Annotated in this window: 11 protein-coding genes; 2 read left to right on the forward strand and 9 right to left on the reverse strand. The window is 49.4% G+C overall.

Going from position 1 to position 15,742, the window contains the following annotated elements; all coding sequences use genetic code 11:
* Window positions 1-404: 404 nt before the first annotated feature.
* Entirely contained in the window at window positions 405-1,688 is a 1,284-nt protein-coding gene (locus tag WBM30_RS03150) for a DEAD/DEAH box helicase (protein ID WP_319996269.1), read from the forward strand.
* A gap of 338 nt (window positions 1,689-2,026) precedes the next feature.
* Here the strand turns inward: WBM30_RS03150 and metF are convergent, their stop codons facing one another.
* From metF to rhaB, 6 genes are all read right to left on the reverse strand, one after another.
* Window positions 2,027-2,887, reverse strand: a complete 861-nt coding sequence (gene metF / locus WBM30_RS03155) for a methylenetetrahydrofolate reductase [NAD(P)H] (RefSeq protein WP_424899330.1) — start codon at window positions 2,885-2,887, stop codon at window positions 2,027-2,029.
* An 18-nt stretch (window positions 2,888-2,905) separates the two neighbouring features.
* Entirely contained in the window at window positions 2,906-5,185 is a 2,280-nt protein-coding gene (gene metE, locus WBM30_RS03160) for a 5-methyltetrahydropteroyltriglutamate--homocysteine S-methyltransferase (protein ID WP_424899331.1), read from the reverse strand.
* A gap of 539 nt (window positions 5,186-5,724) precedes the next feature.
* On the reverse strand, window positions 5,725-6,882 hold the full coding sequence (locus WBM30_RS03165; protein ID WP_424899332.1) for an iron-containing alcohol dehydrogenase: 1,158 nt from the start codon (window positions 6,880-6,882) through the stop codon (window positions 5,725-5,727).
* A gap of 25 nt (window positions 6,883-6,907) precedes the next feature.
* Window positions 6,908-7,732 (reverse strand): rhamnulose-1-phosphate aldolase, encoded by an 825-nt coding sequence (gene rhaD / locus WBM30_RS03170; RefSeq protein ID WP_424899420.1) that lies wholly within the window; start codon window positions 7,730-7,732, stop codon window positions 6,908-6,910.
* A 10-nt stretch (window positions 7,733-7,742) separates the two neighbouring features.
* Window positions 7,743-8,999 (reverse strand): L-rhamnose isomerase, encoded by a 1,257-nt coding sequence (locus tag WBM30_RS03175; protein ID WP_424899333.1) that lies wholly within the window; start codon window positions 8,997-8,999, stop codon window positions 7,743-7,745.
* Window positions 9,000-9,003: 4 nt separating this feature from the next.
* Window positions 9,004-10,452: a rhamnulokinase gene (rhaB, locus tag WBM30_RS03180; protein WP_424899334.1), complete on the reverse strand. Its 1,449-nt coding sequence runs from the start codon at window positions 10,450-10,452 to the stop codon at window positions 9,004-9,006.
* Between the two features lie 117 nt (window positions 10,453-10,569).
* On the opposite strand from rhaB, the gene WBM30_RS03185 reads away from it, so the two are divergent.
* Complete coding sequence (locus WBM30_RS03185) at window positions 10,570-11,526, forward strand: helix-turn-helix domain-containing protein (protein ID WP_424899335.1); 957 nt, start codon at window positions 10,570-10,572, stop codon at window positions 11,524-11,526.
* Window positions 11,527-11,678: 152 nt separating this feature from the next.
* Here the strand turns inward: WBM30_RS03185 and galE are convergent, their stop codons facing one another.
* From galE to WBM30_RS03200, 3 genes are read right to left on the reverse strand one after another with little or no spacing between them, the layout of a single operon-like run.
* Window positions 11,679-12,689: a UDP-glucose 4-epimerase GalE gene (gene galE / locus WBM30_RS03190; protein ID WP_424899336.1), complete on the reverse strand. Its 1,011-nt coding sequence runs from the start codon at window positions 12,687-12,689 to the stop codon at window positions 11,679-11,681.
* 28 nt (window positions 12,690-12,717) lie between these two features.
* Window positions 12,718-14,223 (reverse strand): UDP-glucose--hexose-1-phosphate uridylyltransferase, encoded by a 1,506-nt coding sequence (gene galT, locus WBM30_RS03195; RefSeq protein WP_424899337.1) that lies wholly within the window; start codon window positions 14,221-14,223, stop codon window positions 12,718-12,720.
* Window positions 14,224-14,235: 12 nt separating this feature from the next.
* Window positions 14,236-15,399 (reverse strand): galactokinase, encoded by a 1,164-nt coding sequence (locus tag WBM30_RS03200; protein WP_424899338.1) that lies wholly within the window; start codon window positions 15,397-15,399, stop codon window positions 14,236-14,238.
* Between the last annotated feature and the right edge of the window lie 343 nt (window positions 15,400-15,742).

The raw sequence follows: 15,742 nt of genomic DNA on the forward strand, positions 1-15,742 counted from the left end.
GACTCCTGTCAGACTAGCAGCATTTACGCGGCCAAATGCTCGTTGGCGGGTCTTTCGGATCGATCCAACCCTAGGATTACCTTCCAAAGAGCGTTTGGCGGGGAGTTCTGACGAATATTTTGGATGCCAGCCCGCCAAATTGATTTTGGCGGGTTGTTTCGGATTTACCTACTCTTTCGCGCCCTATTTGCTCCCTTATTATTCCACCCAAAAGCGGAATGCTATGACTTTTGCTTTCATTTGTGATATAGTAGGCCAGTCACGCTGTTGCTCTGAGAACCTATATAACGTTTCGCGGAGAGGAATTTGGCAAACGGGAGTCCCACTCTCTTTCCCAAACTGACCTGACCCGAAACAAACCCACTAAAATCAAATGCATGTAGAACATGCTGAAGGAGAACCATTTGTTATTTAAAGAACTAGAATTGAATCAAAACCTGCTGCGCGCACTGAAAGAGGCAGGCTACACGAAAGCTACGCCCATCCAAGAAGATGCCATTCCGCATCTGATGAACAACAAGGATTTGTTGGGTTGCGCCCAAACTGGTACCGGTAAGACCGCTGCTTTTGCCCTACCGATTCTGCAGAACCTAACAGAAGCAGGAACAGCTGGAAAAGGTAACATCAAAGCCCTGATCCTTGCCCCTACCCGTGAACTTGCCCTACAGATCGGTGAAAGCTTCCAAATTTACGCAAAATACCTTCCATTGAAGATCCAAGTCATTTTTGGCGGTGTTTCCCAGAATCCTCAGACAACCGCGCTGAAACGCGGAACAGATATCCTTGTGGCGACGCCAGGCAGACTGTTGGATCTTATCGGACAAGGATACATCAAACTGAACCAGGTAGATTTCTTTGTTTTGGACGAAGCCGATATGATGTTGGATATGGGGATGCTGCATGATGTACGCCGCATCATCCGCGAATTGCCTAAGAAACGTCAAAGCATGTTCTTTTCAGCGACTATGCCGACTGAGATCGAAAAACTTGCGGGGACCATTTTGTCAAATCCGGTGAAAGTGGAAGTCACTCCGGTTTCGTCGACTGTGGAAATCATCCACCAAAGCGTTTATCCTGTAGCCAAGACCGACAAAACTGACTTGCTTATCCACCTGTTGAAGGAAGATACAGTGGAACGCTCGCTTGTCTTCTCAAGAACGAAGCACGGCGCCAACAAAATCGTCAAAAAGCTTTTGCAGGCTGGACTTTCAGCTGAAGCGATCCACGGCAACAAATCCCAGACTGCGCGTCAGCGTGCTTTGGAAAACTTCAAGACCAAAAAAACCAGCGTTCTTGTAGCGACAGATATCGCAGCCCGTGGTATCGATGTGCCTGAGCTTTCGCATGTCATCTTGTTTGATCTGCCTGAAGTTCCGGAAACCTATGTTCACCGTATCGGACGGACGGGACGCGCAGGACGCGGCGGAAAAGCTATCTCATTCTGTGATGAAACAGAAGCATCCTTGTTGCGAGACATCGAAAAACTTATCCAGAGAAAAGTTCCGGTCGTAACAGATCAGCCTTTCCTGTTGAAAGAAGGCACTAAGGCAGCTGCACCACAGCCGAAAAAACCGGTTGCCGCCCGCAATAACGGAACTCGCGTCAAAAACCAGCAAGGTCCAAGAGGCGGCCAAAAAGCCGCACAAAGACCGCGTGTACAAACTAAGAAAAATACTCAAAGTAATTGATCGACAAAAGAGCTCCCGCCGGAAATGGCGGAAGCTCTCTTTTTTTTCTGAAAAATCTGATGAATGCGGCGGGATGAAATGCCTCGGCGGAGCTGAAGCAAGCGCAAAACCCTCACCTCCGACGAGCTATCGTTCGACGGAGGACATCCTGCAATCGCGCACTCAGCTCCGGCCAACATTCACTCGCAGGAGGAAAGCTATTACCGGGAACCGCAACTCCGTTGAGAGGAGCGCTCACCGGAGGAAATCACCATCTCCGATCAAGGTTGGCTTCGCCGGAGGAGCGCACATGCTACCGCTGCCCTAATCCGATGAGCAACTCCCAAAAGAGTTCTCATTCAAATCAGATTCTTGATGCCGTCACAGATCCTTTTTGCTACGATTGGATTGTTCATCGTGTAGATATGGATGCCGTCCACGTCATGCGCCAGCAGATCGACGATCTGATTGATCGCATAGGCCATACCGGCATCGAAAAGAGCCTCTTTGTTGTCTTCGTATTTGTGCATCACTCTGGAAAATTTTTCCGGCAAGGAGGCCCCGCAGAGCGTCACCATCCTTTCGATTTGAGCTTTGTTGATGACCGGCATGATGCCCGCCTCAACCGGTACGTGCATGCCCGCAATCTGGATATGCTCTTGGAAGGAATAGAAGGCATTATTGTCGAAAAAGAGCTGGGAGATCAGATGCTGCACCCCGCTGTCCACCTTCTTTTTCAGATGGGCGATATCCTCGACTTTGTTCTTGGATTCCGTGTGGCATTCCGGATAACAGGCGCCGCTGATGGAAAAATCACCGTACTGCCTGATGAATTTGACAAGGTCGCTGGCATACCGGAAATCTTTTTTTGCTTCCACTGCCGGGTTTGCGTCTCCGCGCAATGCAAGGATGCTATCGATGTCGGCATCTTTCAGTTCCTCCAACAATTCGCAGATCTCGAATTTCGAATGATTCAGACAAGTTAGATGCACCAACGGATCGATCCCGTATTGATGCTTGATCCGTTTGGCCAATTCCACAGTCTGATTATTCGTGTGGCTTCCGCCGGCGCCAAAGGTTACGCTGATGAAATCAGGGTTCAGTTCGCTCAGGATCGCCAGTGTCTCATCGATGTTCTGGATTGCTTTATCGCGCTTCGGCGGAAAGATTTCGAAGGAAAGCACCGGTTTTTTCTTTTGGAATTTGGATTCTATTTTCATCAGCTTTCACCTCTTTTTTTAGACCGAGACTGCGTCTTTGATGATTTGCGCCGCCGCAACCAGATTGGCCAGGCTTTCTCTCGTTTCTTTGATGCCTCTGGTTTTCAGTCCGCAATCCGGATTGATCCATAAGTTTTCTTCGTCTATCTTCGTCAGCGCGTTCTTCAATACCGCCACCATCTCTTCAACACTCGGCACGCGCGGCGAGTGGATGTCATAAACACCAGGTCCGACTTCCGTTTCGAATTGGTTCGCCTTCAAGGCATCGATGATCGTCAGTTTGGAACGGGAAGCTTCGAATGAAATGACGTCCGCGTCCATGTTGTCGATATCCTTTACGATTTCCTCGAATTCGCTGTAGCACATATGCGTATGCACCTGCGTCTCCGGCCGCACGCCGCTGTGGCAAAGACGGAATGCCGGAATGGCCCAATCAAGGTACTCGCTGGCCCATTCTTCCCTGCGGATCGGTAACTTCTCTTTCAAAGCCGCTTCATCGATCTGGATGATCTTGATGCCCGCCGCTTCCAAGTCCTGAACCTCTTCGCGGATCGCCAGACCGATCTGGAAAGCCATCTCCCTCAGCGAAATGTCTTCACGCGGGAACGACCAATTCAAGATCGTCACTGGACCCGTGAGCATCCCTTTGACCGGTTTGTTGGAAAGACTCTGTGCATATTCCGAATAGAACACGGTGATTGGGTTTTCGCGTCGGATATCACCGAAGATTATTGGCGGCTTGACGCATCTTGTTCCGTAGGACTGCACCCAGGCTTTTTCGGTAAATACGTACCCAGCTAGGTTTTCGCCGAAGAATTCAACCATGTCGTTGCGCTCGGATTCGCCGTGGACCAGCACATCCAAACCCAGTTCCTCCTGCAGATCGATGCATTCTTTGATGAAGCCTTTGATGTTTTCATCGTATTCGGTTCTGCTGATGTCGCCTTTGCGGTATTTGCTGCGGTTCTGCTTCACTTCTCTCGTCTGCGGGAACGAACCGATCGTCGTCGTCGGCAACAGACCCAGTTGAAGCTTTTCCTTTTGGATCGCTCTCCGTTTTTTTCTTGGAACATTTCTGACAAAATCTCTTTCTGTCAGGCTTGCCACGGACGCTTGCACATGCTTGTCTTCGTAGACCCGGTCCGCTGAAAAGACTTGTTGATTCGCAAGATAGTTTTCGTTTTCTTCATAGTGTCCGGATGTGCCGATCAATTCCGTCAATTCTTTGATTTCCTGCAGTCTTTCCTTCGCGAAAGCGAAATACTGGGAAACTTCCTCCGGCAAGTTCGTCTCATTTTCCAACGTGTAGGGAACATGCAGCAACGAACAGGAAGTGCTGATGACGATGTCATTGCTGTATTTTTCCAACCCTTTGACCAACGCGATGACCTTTTTGTAGTCGCTCTTCCAGATGTTTTTTCCGTTCAGGACACCGGCAAACAACGTTTTATCAGCTGGAAAGCCATGTCTTTCCAAAAGTTCCACGGTCTGCTTGCCTTCAAGGAAGTCAAGGCCTATGCCATCGAAATCGAGTCCAATCACTTCTTCGTAGCTGTCCCGGATATCCCCGAAGTATGTCTGCAGCAATACTTTTACGTTGCCCTTATGCGCCAACACCTTTTCGTACAGGGAAGCAAATAACGCCAAATCTTCATCGGACAGATCAGTGACCAAACTCGGTTCATCGAACTGCACCCACGCCACGCCTTGCTCATTGAACCGATCGAGTATTGCGATATAGGCATCTGCCACTTGGTCGGCAAAATCATTTATTGTTTTAGAGCCTTTATATTTGGCCAGTTTCAGGAAAGTGAATCCGCCGATGATGACCGGTTTGGTCAGCACGCCGATTTCTTTTGCTTCTTCATACTCGGCGAAAGGCTTGTCACCCGCCAATTTGATTTCGGTGTCGTCAGACAGCTCAGGAACCAAATAATGATAATTGGTGTTGAACCATTTTTTCATCGCTAACGCTTTGACGTCGCCGGCTTCGCCTTGATAGCCGCGAGCAGCCGCGAAATAAGTGTCGCGTTCATTCAAGCCTAGCTGTCTGTAGCTGTTGGGCAGAGCATTCAACAAGACAGTCACATCCAGCAAGTTGTCGTAATATGAAAAATCATTCGAAGGGATATGGCTGATTCCGGCTGCTTGCTGCAGATTCCAGTGCATTATCTTAAGACCCTTTGCGACTTTCTCCAACTCTTCTACTGAAATTTCTTTTCTGAAATATTTTTCGGATGCGAATTTTAACTCGCGCCCTTTGCCTACTCTTGGAAAACCGATTAGTGAACTGTTCATTTTGAATTCCTCCATTTCATTTTTTTGGTTCCTGCTATTTCAAGTCCCTTCCCCAGACATCAGGGAAAACTGCGAACATGATGTCTTGCAACTGTCCCGATAGTTGCTGATCAGCTTCTATCAGAAGGTTGCTCCAGTATGCCACGGAAACCGGATATAGGATAACACTTAATAAATATACACAGCTATAGACTTAAGCTATAATAGAAGGCGGGCCAATTCAGTTTGGTCGAAATTGAGCCAGGTTTTTTCGGCTGTTTCGAGCGTTTCACATCGCGAACTGTCGAGAAATTCGGATTTTTTCGGCTTTTCCGAGCGCTTCGTGGTACGAACAGCCGAGAGTTCGATTTTCTGTCGGCTGTTCGATATTCATGGCATCCTCAACAGCCGACATCCAGCTCTATAACCGGCTTTTGGCACAGCAAAGAAGAGCCACCTCAAAAATCGAGGCGGCTCTTCTTTATTGTCGACAATCTTGTTTTGGACAAATTCGGATTATCTAATTTTTTTGAAAAAGTTGTTTTTAGCTCAAGTTTGGATTATTGGAACAATTTTTTGTACATGGCAATCGTTTCTTCCAATGTCGGAGTGAACGGATTTCCTGGTGCGCAGGCATCGATCATGGCATTTTTGGACAGGTAATCATAATCGAATGCTTCTTCCTTGATGCCCAGCTCATTCAATGAGGTTGGAATGCCGACGACTTTGGACAAGCGTTTGATTTCTTCGACCGTGTAATCCGCGCAGGCTTGATCGGATACGTCAGCCGTTACTGCCAAGCCTAAAGCTTTCGCTACTTTGCGGAAACGTTCAGGCGCGAATTTGGCATTTTCGGCTTCCACGATCGGCAACAGCATCGCGCAGCAGACGCCGTGCGGCAAGTGGTAGACGGCACCCAATTGGTGAGCCATCGAATGCACATAGCCCAGACCGGCATTGTTGAATGCCATTCCGCCCAAGAAGATGGCATTGACCATTTTATCGCGCGCATCTAGATCCGTGCCGTTTTCGACAGCTTTCGGCAAGTATTCACGGATCAATTCGATTGCGCCGGCAGCCAAGACTTCGGTCACAGGGTAAGCGCCAGGTGTTACCATCGATTCGATTGCATGTGTCAAAGCATCCATCCCGGTCGCCGCAGTCAATGATTTAGGCATCGTCAGCATCAATTCAGGATCGTTCACGGAGATCTTCGCCAAGCTGTTTTTGTCGACCATAACCATTTTCACTTTGCGGTCTTCATCGGTGATGACGTAGTTGATTGTGATTTCAGCGGATGTTCCGGCAGTCGTGTTGATCGCCACAACCGGCAAGCCGGCTTTAGCGGATTTGTGCACGCCTTCGTAATCCTGCGGTTTGCCGCCGTTCGTCAGGATGATGCTGATGGCACTCGCTGCATCCTGGGGAGAGCCGCCGCCGAAGGAAATGATGAAGTCGCAGTTTTCAGCCTGGGCCATAGCCACACCTTCGTTGACGTTTTTGCAAGTCGGGTTCGGATCGACATCCGCATAGATCACATAGTCGATAGCCGCGTTGTCCAATTCCGCCAAGACAACGGCGATAATTTCGCTTTTGGCCAAGAAGTTATCCGTAACGAACAAGGCTTTCTTGTAGCCGAGTTCCTTCACATTGCTGCCTAATTCCTTGATGCAGCCTATTCCGATAAGGTTTGTTGCTGGTACATAAAAAGTTGCCATTTTGCATTATCCCCTTTTGATAAGATTAGATGTTCAAGTAGCCCGCTCTTGGCGTTACAGAGAAACGTTTGCCCAAATTGCTTAATTGCTCATCAGTGATTTCCTGTCTGATGCCGCCTTGCGATTGTACAAGTGTATAGACAGTCGCTGATTTTTCAGCCGTTTCAACCAAACCGAAGCACTCTTCCAAGTCTTTTCCGGCTGCGTACAAACCGTGGTGCGGCCATACGATCAAACGGTATTCCTTCATCTTCTCAGCAGTCGCTTCGCCGATTTCGTTCGTTCCAGGCATCAACCAAGGCAGGATGCCCACGCCTTCAGGGAACACGACCAATGACTCAGTACACATTTTCCAAAGGATGCGCGTGAAGCTTCTTTCGTCCAACTCGCAAGAGAAGGACATCGCCAACAAGTTGGTTGCGTGACAGTGGTAAACGACACGGTTTTCAGGATCGACCGACAAGCGCGAAATGTGCGACATAAAATGAGCAGGCAATTCGCTTGTAGGAGCCGCTCCATTTTCGTATCCCCATAACAGGTCTACGCTGTTGCCTTCCGCAGTTACTTTCAGGATTCCCAAGACATCCGCCGGGTCATGGATGACGTTTTTGAAGAATTTACCTGTTCCGGTGACCAGGAAATATTTCCCGGCCAAAGCTTTTCCGTCGAAAGCGATCGGAATGTTGCGTTTCACTTCGTTCAGATCCAGATATTCCGTAAGTTCCTCTTCTTTCAGCAAGTAGGACAAGTTGCCGCTGTTTCTTTCGTGCCAGCCGAATTTGTACATGACGTCCGTCAACAGCATGACTTCTTTGATGAATGGTGCTTCTAAAATGTTTTTCATTTTGATGGTTTCCCCCTTATTTGCGTTCCGTCAGAATTTTTTGTTCGTAGTTTTTCACTTCAGTCAGCCATTCCGTACCAGCCGGAACATTTTGTTGTTGGCAATAGAATTCCCAGACAGCACCGAATGGATAAGATTTCATTTCTTCCGTGACAGCCAAACGGGTTGTGAAGTCGCCCGTGCTTTCGGCATCCTTCAATGTATCGATTGGGCTCAACATGCCTAACAACAAGGATTTCAACGTGCTGCGCGCGCCGATGACCATGGCTGCGACACGGTTGATTGTTGCATCGAAGAAGTCCATGCCGATGAAAGTTTTGTCCAACAAGTCGTTGCGCACCAATGTTTCGCCGATGCGGGTAGTCGCTTCATCCAAGATGACCACGTGATCGGAATCCCAACGGATCGGACGGCTCACGTGCAGCATCAAGCCTTTACCGAAAGGCAGGAAAGCCGTAAATTTATCGGAAACATCCTCGGTCGGATGGAAATGTCCAGCGTCGATTGTCCACAGGATATCCCTTGTCAAAGCGTAGGACAGGTAGAAATCGTTGGAACCGGTCGTGAAGCTTTCTGCACCGATGCCGAATAGTTTGCCTTCGACTGCATCCAACATGTGCGCATCATCGAATTTTTCTTCCAAACATTGATCTAACGCATCGCGCAGGCGTACACGCGGCGACATTTTGTCGATCGGGTTGTCTTTGTAGCCGTCCGGGATCCAGATGTTGTTCACGCAAGGTTGGTTCAGTTCTTCACCAAAGTAAGCGGCCACTTTACGGCTACGTTTCACGTGCTCGATCCAGAATGCTTGTGTTTCTGGGTCGCTGCTGGACAACGTGCCGTCTGTCGATTTCGGATGGGAGAAGCAAGTAGGGTTGAAGTCCAGTCCAAGACCTTTTTCTTTTGCCCATTGCACCCATTTTTCGTAGTGCTTCGGTTCGATCTGATCCAAGTCGATTTTTTCGTCTGTATCCACGTAGATGGCATGCAGATTCACTTTATGATTACCAGGGATCAAGCTCAAGGCTTTGTCCAAATCGGCACGCAGTTGCGCTGGCGTCGTTGCTTTGCCCGGGTAGTTGCCGCTGACGGAAATTCCGCCGGTCAAGGCTTGATCAGGGAACATGAATCCCAATACGTCGTCCCCTTGCCAGCATTGCAAGGAAACCTTGATTTGGCTTAATTTTTTAAGTACTGCATCTGTATCCACACCGATGGCGGCATATTTCTGTTTAGCTAAAGCGTATGCTTCTTCAATAGGTTTTGTCATTTGTCTATACTCCAATCTTTTCTTCGTATTTTTTTAAGTGCTCCCGGTCTGCAATCGGGTTTGGTGGGTATTCTTCTACATGGATCTGACTTCTCAGCCATTTTCTGGCTTCCGCCAGGTCAGCAAATTCTCCAGCCGCAATCATCTGCACAAGCAAGTTTCCGATTGCGGTGCCTTCGGTAGGTCCGGCAACGACCAGCTTACCGGTGACATCGGCAGTCAACTGATTCAGCAATTTAACATTCGCTCCGCCGCCGACTATGTGCAGCACGTCAATCGTTTCATGCGTCAGTTGTTCAACTTTCTTCAGTTCGTGCGCATAGGCCAAGGCCAGATTGCTGTATACGCACATCACCAATTCGCCGGTCGTTTCCGGAACGATTTCGCCCCGTTCGCGGCAATAGGCTTGGATTTCCGCGATCATGTTTGCCGGATTGAGGAAGCGCGGGTCGTTCAAATCGACATACTGCAGGAATGGTTCAACTGCATAGGCCATCTGCGCCATTTCGCCGTAGGAGTGTCGGTAATCCAGGTTGCGCGCAATTTCCTGCACGAACCACATGCCCGTGATGTTCTTCAGGAAACGATAGGTCCCGTAAGCGCCCCACTCATTCGTGAAGTTCGCTTCGTAGGCGGGACGGTCGTTTATTGGTGCGTCGTTTTCGACACCGATCAATGACCAGGTTCCGCTGCTGAGGTAGGCCCATTTCCCGCCCAGTGACGGCACGCCGACGATGGCGGATGCCGTATCGTGCGTCGCCGCAGCGATCACTTCGATTTTGGGCAAATCATAGCTTTCCATCAGATCAGCCTTCACATCGCCGATTTTCGTTCCTGGCACAACCAGTTCCGGGAACTTCTCTCTCGGGATGCCGACAAGTTCAAGCAAGTCCTTGTCGAACTCGCCGGTTTCGAGATTCAGCATCTGGGAAGAGGATACGTTCGTCACTTCAGCGACCATTTCCCCGGTCAAACGATACGCCAGGTAATCCGGTATCATCAAAATTTTGTCCGTCTTGGCCAACAAGTCCTTGTCCTCTTCATACAGTTGATACAAAGTATTGAAGTTCAGGAATTGGATGCCCGTTTTGGCGTAGATCGTCTCTTTGTCGATCACATGCGCCACTTTTCCCATCGTATCTTTCGTGCGTTCGTCCCGGTAACTGATCGGCAGCTGCAGCAATTGGCCGTCCGTTCCGATCAGGCAGTAGTCGACCGCCCATGTATCGATCCCGAGATGGCATTCCGTCACGCCGAGCGCCTTCAGTTTGGATAGCCCCGTCAAGATTTCCTGGAAAATGGTTTCGATATCCCATCTGTCCGATCCGCCGATGCGGCTGAAGCCATTTTTGAAGCGGTGCACTTCCTGCAACGCCAATTGCTTGTTGTCTATTTCCGCCAGCATGACCCGACCGCTGGAGGCGCCGATATCTATCATCGCATAGTACTTCATTTACTTGTTCTACACCTCCGTCTTGTAATTGTTTACATCACTATTAAACTACTTCTGGATTTATGCTACAATGTCACTGAATGAGTTGTGAGTACCAAATATACAGGAGGTGGTCGGATGGATCTGATTGCGCTGCTATCGCAGGAATCTGTCATCGAAAAGGAACAGAAAAAGCGGCATAAATTCGTGCCCGATCTGCCGGAGTTGGAGGGAGCGGCGACGCGGGCGCCCAAGATCAAGGAGCATCTGTTTTTCGAAAACAAGGACATCTACATCAGCAAACACAACCGCTATGCCGCCTACCCGGAGCACTCACATCAATTCCTTGAGCTCAACTACATCGTCAAGGGCGAATGCCGCCAGATCATCAACGGGGTCCCGTACCTGTTGAAGGAAGGCGATATTCTGCTGATGGACACCGGCAGCGAGCATTCCATCGAGGCGCTCGGCAAGGACGACCTGCTTTTGAACATCCTTTTCAACAACAAGAGCATCTCGATCAACTGGCTGATGAACATGAACCACAACGACAGCATCCTCTACAAAATTTTGCTGACGAACAATCCGTTGGACACGAACGCCGCAAATTTCATATTGTTCCGCAACGATCAGAACGAGCACATCAAACAGATCATCAACAATATGGCCGATGAATATTTCTTCCCGAAGGTCTTTTCCGGAAAGATCATCAGCAGTTACCTGCCGATCCTGCTCTATGAATTGGCGCGTTCGCTGCCGCACGAATACAGCGAAACATTCAGTAAAAAGGACCCCTTTTACGAGGTCCTCCAACTGATTGATGCCGAATTCACGACGCTGACCCTGGATGCGGCCTCCAAACGGCTGAATTTCAACAAGAATTACCTGAGCAATATGATCAAAAAGCGCAGCGGCCAGACGTTCACGGAATTGCTGAACGAAAAGCGGCTGCTGAAGGCCAATCTACTCATCGAATCAACCGAAATCCCGATCCAGACAATCCTGACCGAAGTCGGCTTCTCGAACAAGACCTATTTCTATACGTGCTATAAAAACAGATTCCACTGTTTGCCATCGGAAATGCGAAAAAAATAACAGCCAAAATGGTTGCCTGTTGTCGGATTCTTTCCGGTTATCGGACAAGCTTCAGGCGCTCACATCCTCTATTACCGAACTAACTGAAAAAGTGAAGGACAGCCCCGGAAAAATGGGGGCTGTCCTTCACTTTTTCATACTAATAATTTTTCTTATTCATAGCCGTTCGGATTATTCTTTTGCCAATTCCAGGAATCACGGCACATATCTGCCAATGTTTTCTGCGCGGTCCAACCCAGTTCTTCTTTGGCTTTGTTCGCATCCGAATAACAGGTCCCGACGTCGCCTGGGCGTCTGTCGACGATCACGTAAGGGATCTCTACGCTATTCGCTTGCTCGAAGTTATGCACCAAGTCCAAGACGCTATAGCCAACGCCGGTACCGAGGTTGTAGATGCCGACGCCTTCCGTCTCCTTGATTTTGTCCAAAGCTTTGATGTGGCCCAACGCCAAGTCGACGACGTGGATATAGTCGCGCACGCCTGTGCCGTCCGGGGTGTCGTAATCGTCCCCGAAGATGCTCAAGCGCGGCAATTTACCGACTGCCACTTGCGTGATGTACGGCATCAGATTGTTCGGGATGCCGGTCGGATCTTCACCGATCAGGCCGGATTCATGCGCGCCGATTGGGTTGAAGTAACGCAACAAGGCGATGCTCCACTCGGAATCGGCGAACGCCACATCCTGGAGGATCTGTTCGATCATGACTTTCGTGTAGCCGTACGGGTTCGTTGCGCTCGTCGGCATGTCTTCCGTCAGCGGTGACACGTTGTTCATGCCGTAGACCGTCGCTGATGAACTGAAGACGATTTTCTTCACGCCGTGGTTGCGCATTACGTCGCACAATACCAAGGAGCTCGTGATGTTGTTGTGGTAATATTCGATCGGTTTCGCTACGGATTCGCCGACTGCTTTGTAGCCCGCGAAATGGATGACCGAGTCGATGTTTTCTTTTTCGAAGACAGCGTCCAAAGCTTCGCGGTCCAGCACGTCCACTTCATAGAAAGTCGGCGTTTTGCCGGTGATTGTTTTGATCCGGTTCAACACTTCTGGCTTGCTGTTCGAATAGTTATCGACGATAACTACTTCCTGACCTGCGTTCAATAATTCCACTACCGTATGGCTGCCGATATAACCAGCGCCTCCAGTCACTAATACTGACATTTTATCCCCTCCACTTTCCTTCCAAAAATCAACGCAACTGTGCGACAAAACGACGGAACGCTTGCTGGCCTTCAGGAGTGCGTTTAAACACACCAGCATCCTCCAGTACCCGCAAAAAGGCTTCGCCTACTGCTTCCTGCACCACATACGCCGCATCAGCGCAGGTCCGCTCTTTTTCGGCCACCAAACCCGCAACCCACTCCTGATGGTAAGGAGCGACTTCTGCAGCTTCTCCGTTGAGATAGTCTTCGATTGTTTCCAATTCATCCTTCAAACGCGGCGGCAAAATCGCCAATCCCATCACTTCGATCAGGCCGATGTTCTCTTTCTTGATGTTCTGCACGTCCGGATGCGGATGGAAAATGCCATCCGGGAATTCAGCCGAAGTCCGGTTGTTCCGCAGAACCAAGTCCAGTTCGAAAAATCCGTCCTTCATGCGCGCAATCGGCGTAATCGTATTGTGTGGAGTTCCCCCGGTGGCAGCAAGAATATCCGCTGCTTCATCCGAATAGCCTCGCCATGCGTCCAGGATAAACGTTGCCGCCTCAGCCAACTCTGTTTGATCTTTTCCAGAAAGTCGGATGACGGACATCGGCCACTTGACGATGCCTGCCTGAATCGAGGTAAACTGGGGCAGTTCAAACTGCCGTTCGACCGGCGCTTCCGCCATCGCGAAGGTATGCCGTCCCCCCTGATAATGATCGTGCGACAAGATCGATCCGCCGACAATCGGCAGATCCGCGTTCGACCCGACAAAATAGTGCGGGAATTGCGTGATAATCCCGAGCAGCTTATCGAAAGTATGCTTGTCCAATTTCATCGGCTTGTGCTCCTCGGCCAAAAAGATGCAGTGCTCCTCATAATACGCATAAGGCGAATACTGCAGCCCCCACTTCTCGCCGTTCAACGGCATGCGGACGATGCGGTGGTTGGCGCGCGCCGGATGGTCGATGCGTCCGGCATAGCCTTCATTTTCCATGCAGAGTTGGCAAGCTGGATAAGCGGAAGCAGGTGCGTTTTTCGCCAAAGCAATCTGCTTCGGATCCTTCTCCGGTTTGGACAAGTTGATCGTGATCTCCAGTTCACCGTAATTGGTCCGGTGCTGAAACGCGATGTTTTTGGCGATGCTGCGGGTCTTGATGTAATCATTGTTCTGGCTGAGCTGGTAGAAATAGTCAGTGGCGGCTTCCGGGTTTTCAGCATAGACTCCCCAGAAATGCTTGTTGATGACAGAAGGCATCGGCGTGATCAAGGACATGATCTGCGCCTCCAGCGTCTCCCTTTCATATTGGTAGTCTGCGATTTTCCCGTTTGCGACCGCCCAATCCACCAAAATATCCAACAGGTCCAAGCGATCCGGCAATGTGTTGGATTGCTCTAGCTGTGTATCCAAGTCTTCCTTCCCGATCATGGCCAACAGCAGATTGCGCAGCACGATTCTGTCCGTTGCATCCGTCTCGCCGTTTACGATGCCTATTTCCACGAAATCGACAACAGCCTGGTCGATCGCATATACTGTCTCATTTATTGTCATGCCAATCGCTCCTTATAACCGTTTTGCGCCATCGCTGATTTCGGCGATGTAGAATTCTGCCGGATAACCGATTGCTGCTTCATATGTTTTCCCGACATTTTCGATGAAAGCCGGAATCGCCTCTTTTTGGACGATTGCAATCGCGCATCCGCCGAATCCTGCTCCGGTCATGCGCGCTCCCAATACACCAGGTTGATCCCATGCGGCTTGAACCAATGTGTCCAATTCGATGCCGGTAACTTCGTAGTCGTCCCGCAAAGAAATATGCGATTGGTTCATCAACTGGCCGAATGCCTCCAATTCGCCTGCCTGCAAGGCCGCTTTGGCTTTCAAGGTGCGCTGGTTTTCTGTGACGGCATGACGCGCGCGACGGTATAGGACATCACTTTCCAGAACTGCTTTCGCATTTTCGAAGGTTTCTTCATCAAGTTCGCCCAAGCTACCTACCGATACGACCGTTTGCAGCTTCGCCAATGCTTCTTCGCATTCGCTGCGGCGTTCGTTGTACTTCGAGTCGACCAATTCACGGCGTTTTTTTGTATTCATGATGACGATTGCGTGGTTGCCCAATTCTACAGGAACCATTTCATATTCAAGTGTATTGCAGTCCAACAAAATCGCTTTGTTTTCCTCGCCCATCCCGACAGCGAACTGATCCATAATGCCGCTGTTCACGCCGATGAACTCATTTTCCACGCGCTTGCCGGTTTTGATGAGATCCAATCGATCCGCATTCAGGTCGAACAAATTATCCAAAACGACACCCATCAAAAGCTCTAGGGATGCGGATGAGGACAGACCCGAGCCGTTCGGGATATTTCCGAAGATGACCATATCCATGCCTTCCGGGATGGCGTGACCGGCTTCCTTCAGATAGCGCAGCATGCCTTTCGGGTAGTTGGCCCAGCTGTCCGCTTTTTTGTGATCAAGATCGTTCAGGTCGAAACTGATGACGCCGGCTTCCGGGAAGTTTTCCGAGTAAAGACGGACTTTCTTCAGATCATTTTTTGCCGCAATAGCGTAAGTTCCCAGCGTGATGGCGCAAGGGAAGACATTTCCTCCGTTGTAATCCGTGTGCTCGCCGATCAGATTGATCCGTCCCGGTGCGAAAAATGCTTTGTAATCCCCTTTGCCGAATAGTTCCTCAAATTTTTGCTTCAACCCTGTCAATTCCATCTTCATCCGCTCCTTTTTGTTTTTGATAAATGTTTACTTGTTATTTTTACTAAATATTAACTAAATGAATTATAACCCCACAACAAAGAAGTGTCAAGTGATTTTGGAGCGCTTTCATTTTCCGGCGCGCAATCTTGAAAGCTGTTGCGAATCTGTTCAGGAGCACATTGGCTACGCTAAATTTAGAAACCATGAATAACTGCCGGTTATCCATACTTTTGGCATCGCGAGTACACCAAAAAGATGGATATAAAATTGTTATCCATCTTTTTGGCTCCCACTAGGACCATAAACATAGATATCGAATCTTTATCCATCTTTCCGAAACCACTATAAACAAAAA

Source organism: Trichococcus sp. (genome assembly GCF_049684335.1).
In the GTDB taxonomy this organism is placed as follows: Bacteria; Bacillota; Bacilli; order Lactobacillales; family Aerococcaceae; genus Trichococcus.

What these genes read in the sequence shown, in the direction of transcription:
- metF (WP_424899330.1), bottom strand. Translation starts at nt 2,887, where the DNA reads ATGAAAATAGAATCCAAATTCCAAAAGAAAAAACCGGTGCTTTCCTTC.
- rhaB (WP_424899334.1), bottom strand. Translation starts at nt 10,452, where the DNA reads ATGAAGTACTATGCGATGATAGATATCGGCGCCTCCAGCGGTCGGGTC.
- galT (WP_424899337.1), bottom strand. Translation starts at nt 14,223, where the DNA reads ATGACAATAAATGAGACAGTATATGCGATCGACCAGGCTGTTGTCGAT.
- WBM30_RS03165 (WP_424899332.1), bottom strand. Translation starts at nt 6,882, where the DNA reads ATGGCAACTTTTTATGTACCAGCAACAAACCTTATCGGAATAGGCTGC.
- metE (WP_424899331.1), bottom strand. Translation starts at nt 5,185, where the DNA reads ATGAACAGTTCACTAATCGGTTTTCCAAGAGTAGGCAAAGGGCGCGAG.
- WBM30_RS03175 (WP_424899333.1), bottom strand. Translation starts at nt 8,999, where the DNA reads ATGACAAAACCTATTGAAGAAGCATACGCTTTAGCTAAACAGAAATAT.
- WBM30_RS03200 (WP_424899338.1), bottom strand. Translation starts at nt 15,399, where the DNA reads ATGGAATTGACAGGGTTGAAGCAAAAATTTGAGGAACTATTCGGCAAA.
- galE (WP_424899336.1), bottom strand. Translation starts at nt 12,689, where the DNA reads ATGTCAGTATTAGTGACTGGAGGCGCTGGTTATATCGGCAGCCATACG.
- WBM30_RS03185 (WP_424899335.1), top strand. Translation starts at nt 10,570, where the DNA reads ATGGATCTGATTGCGCTGCTATCGCAGGAATCTGTCATCGAAAAGGAA.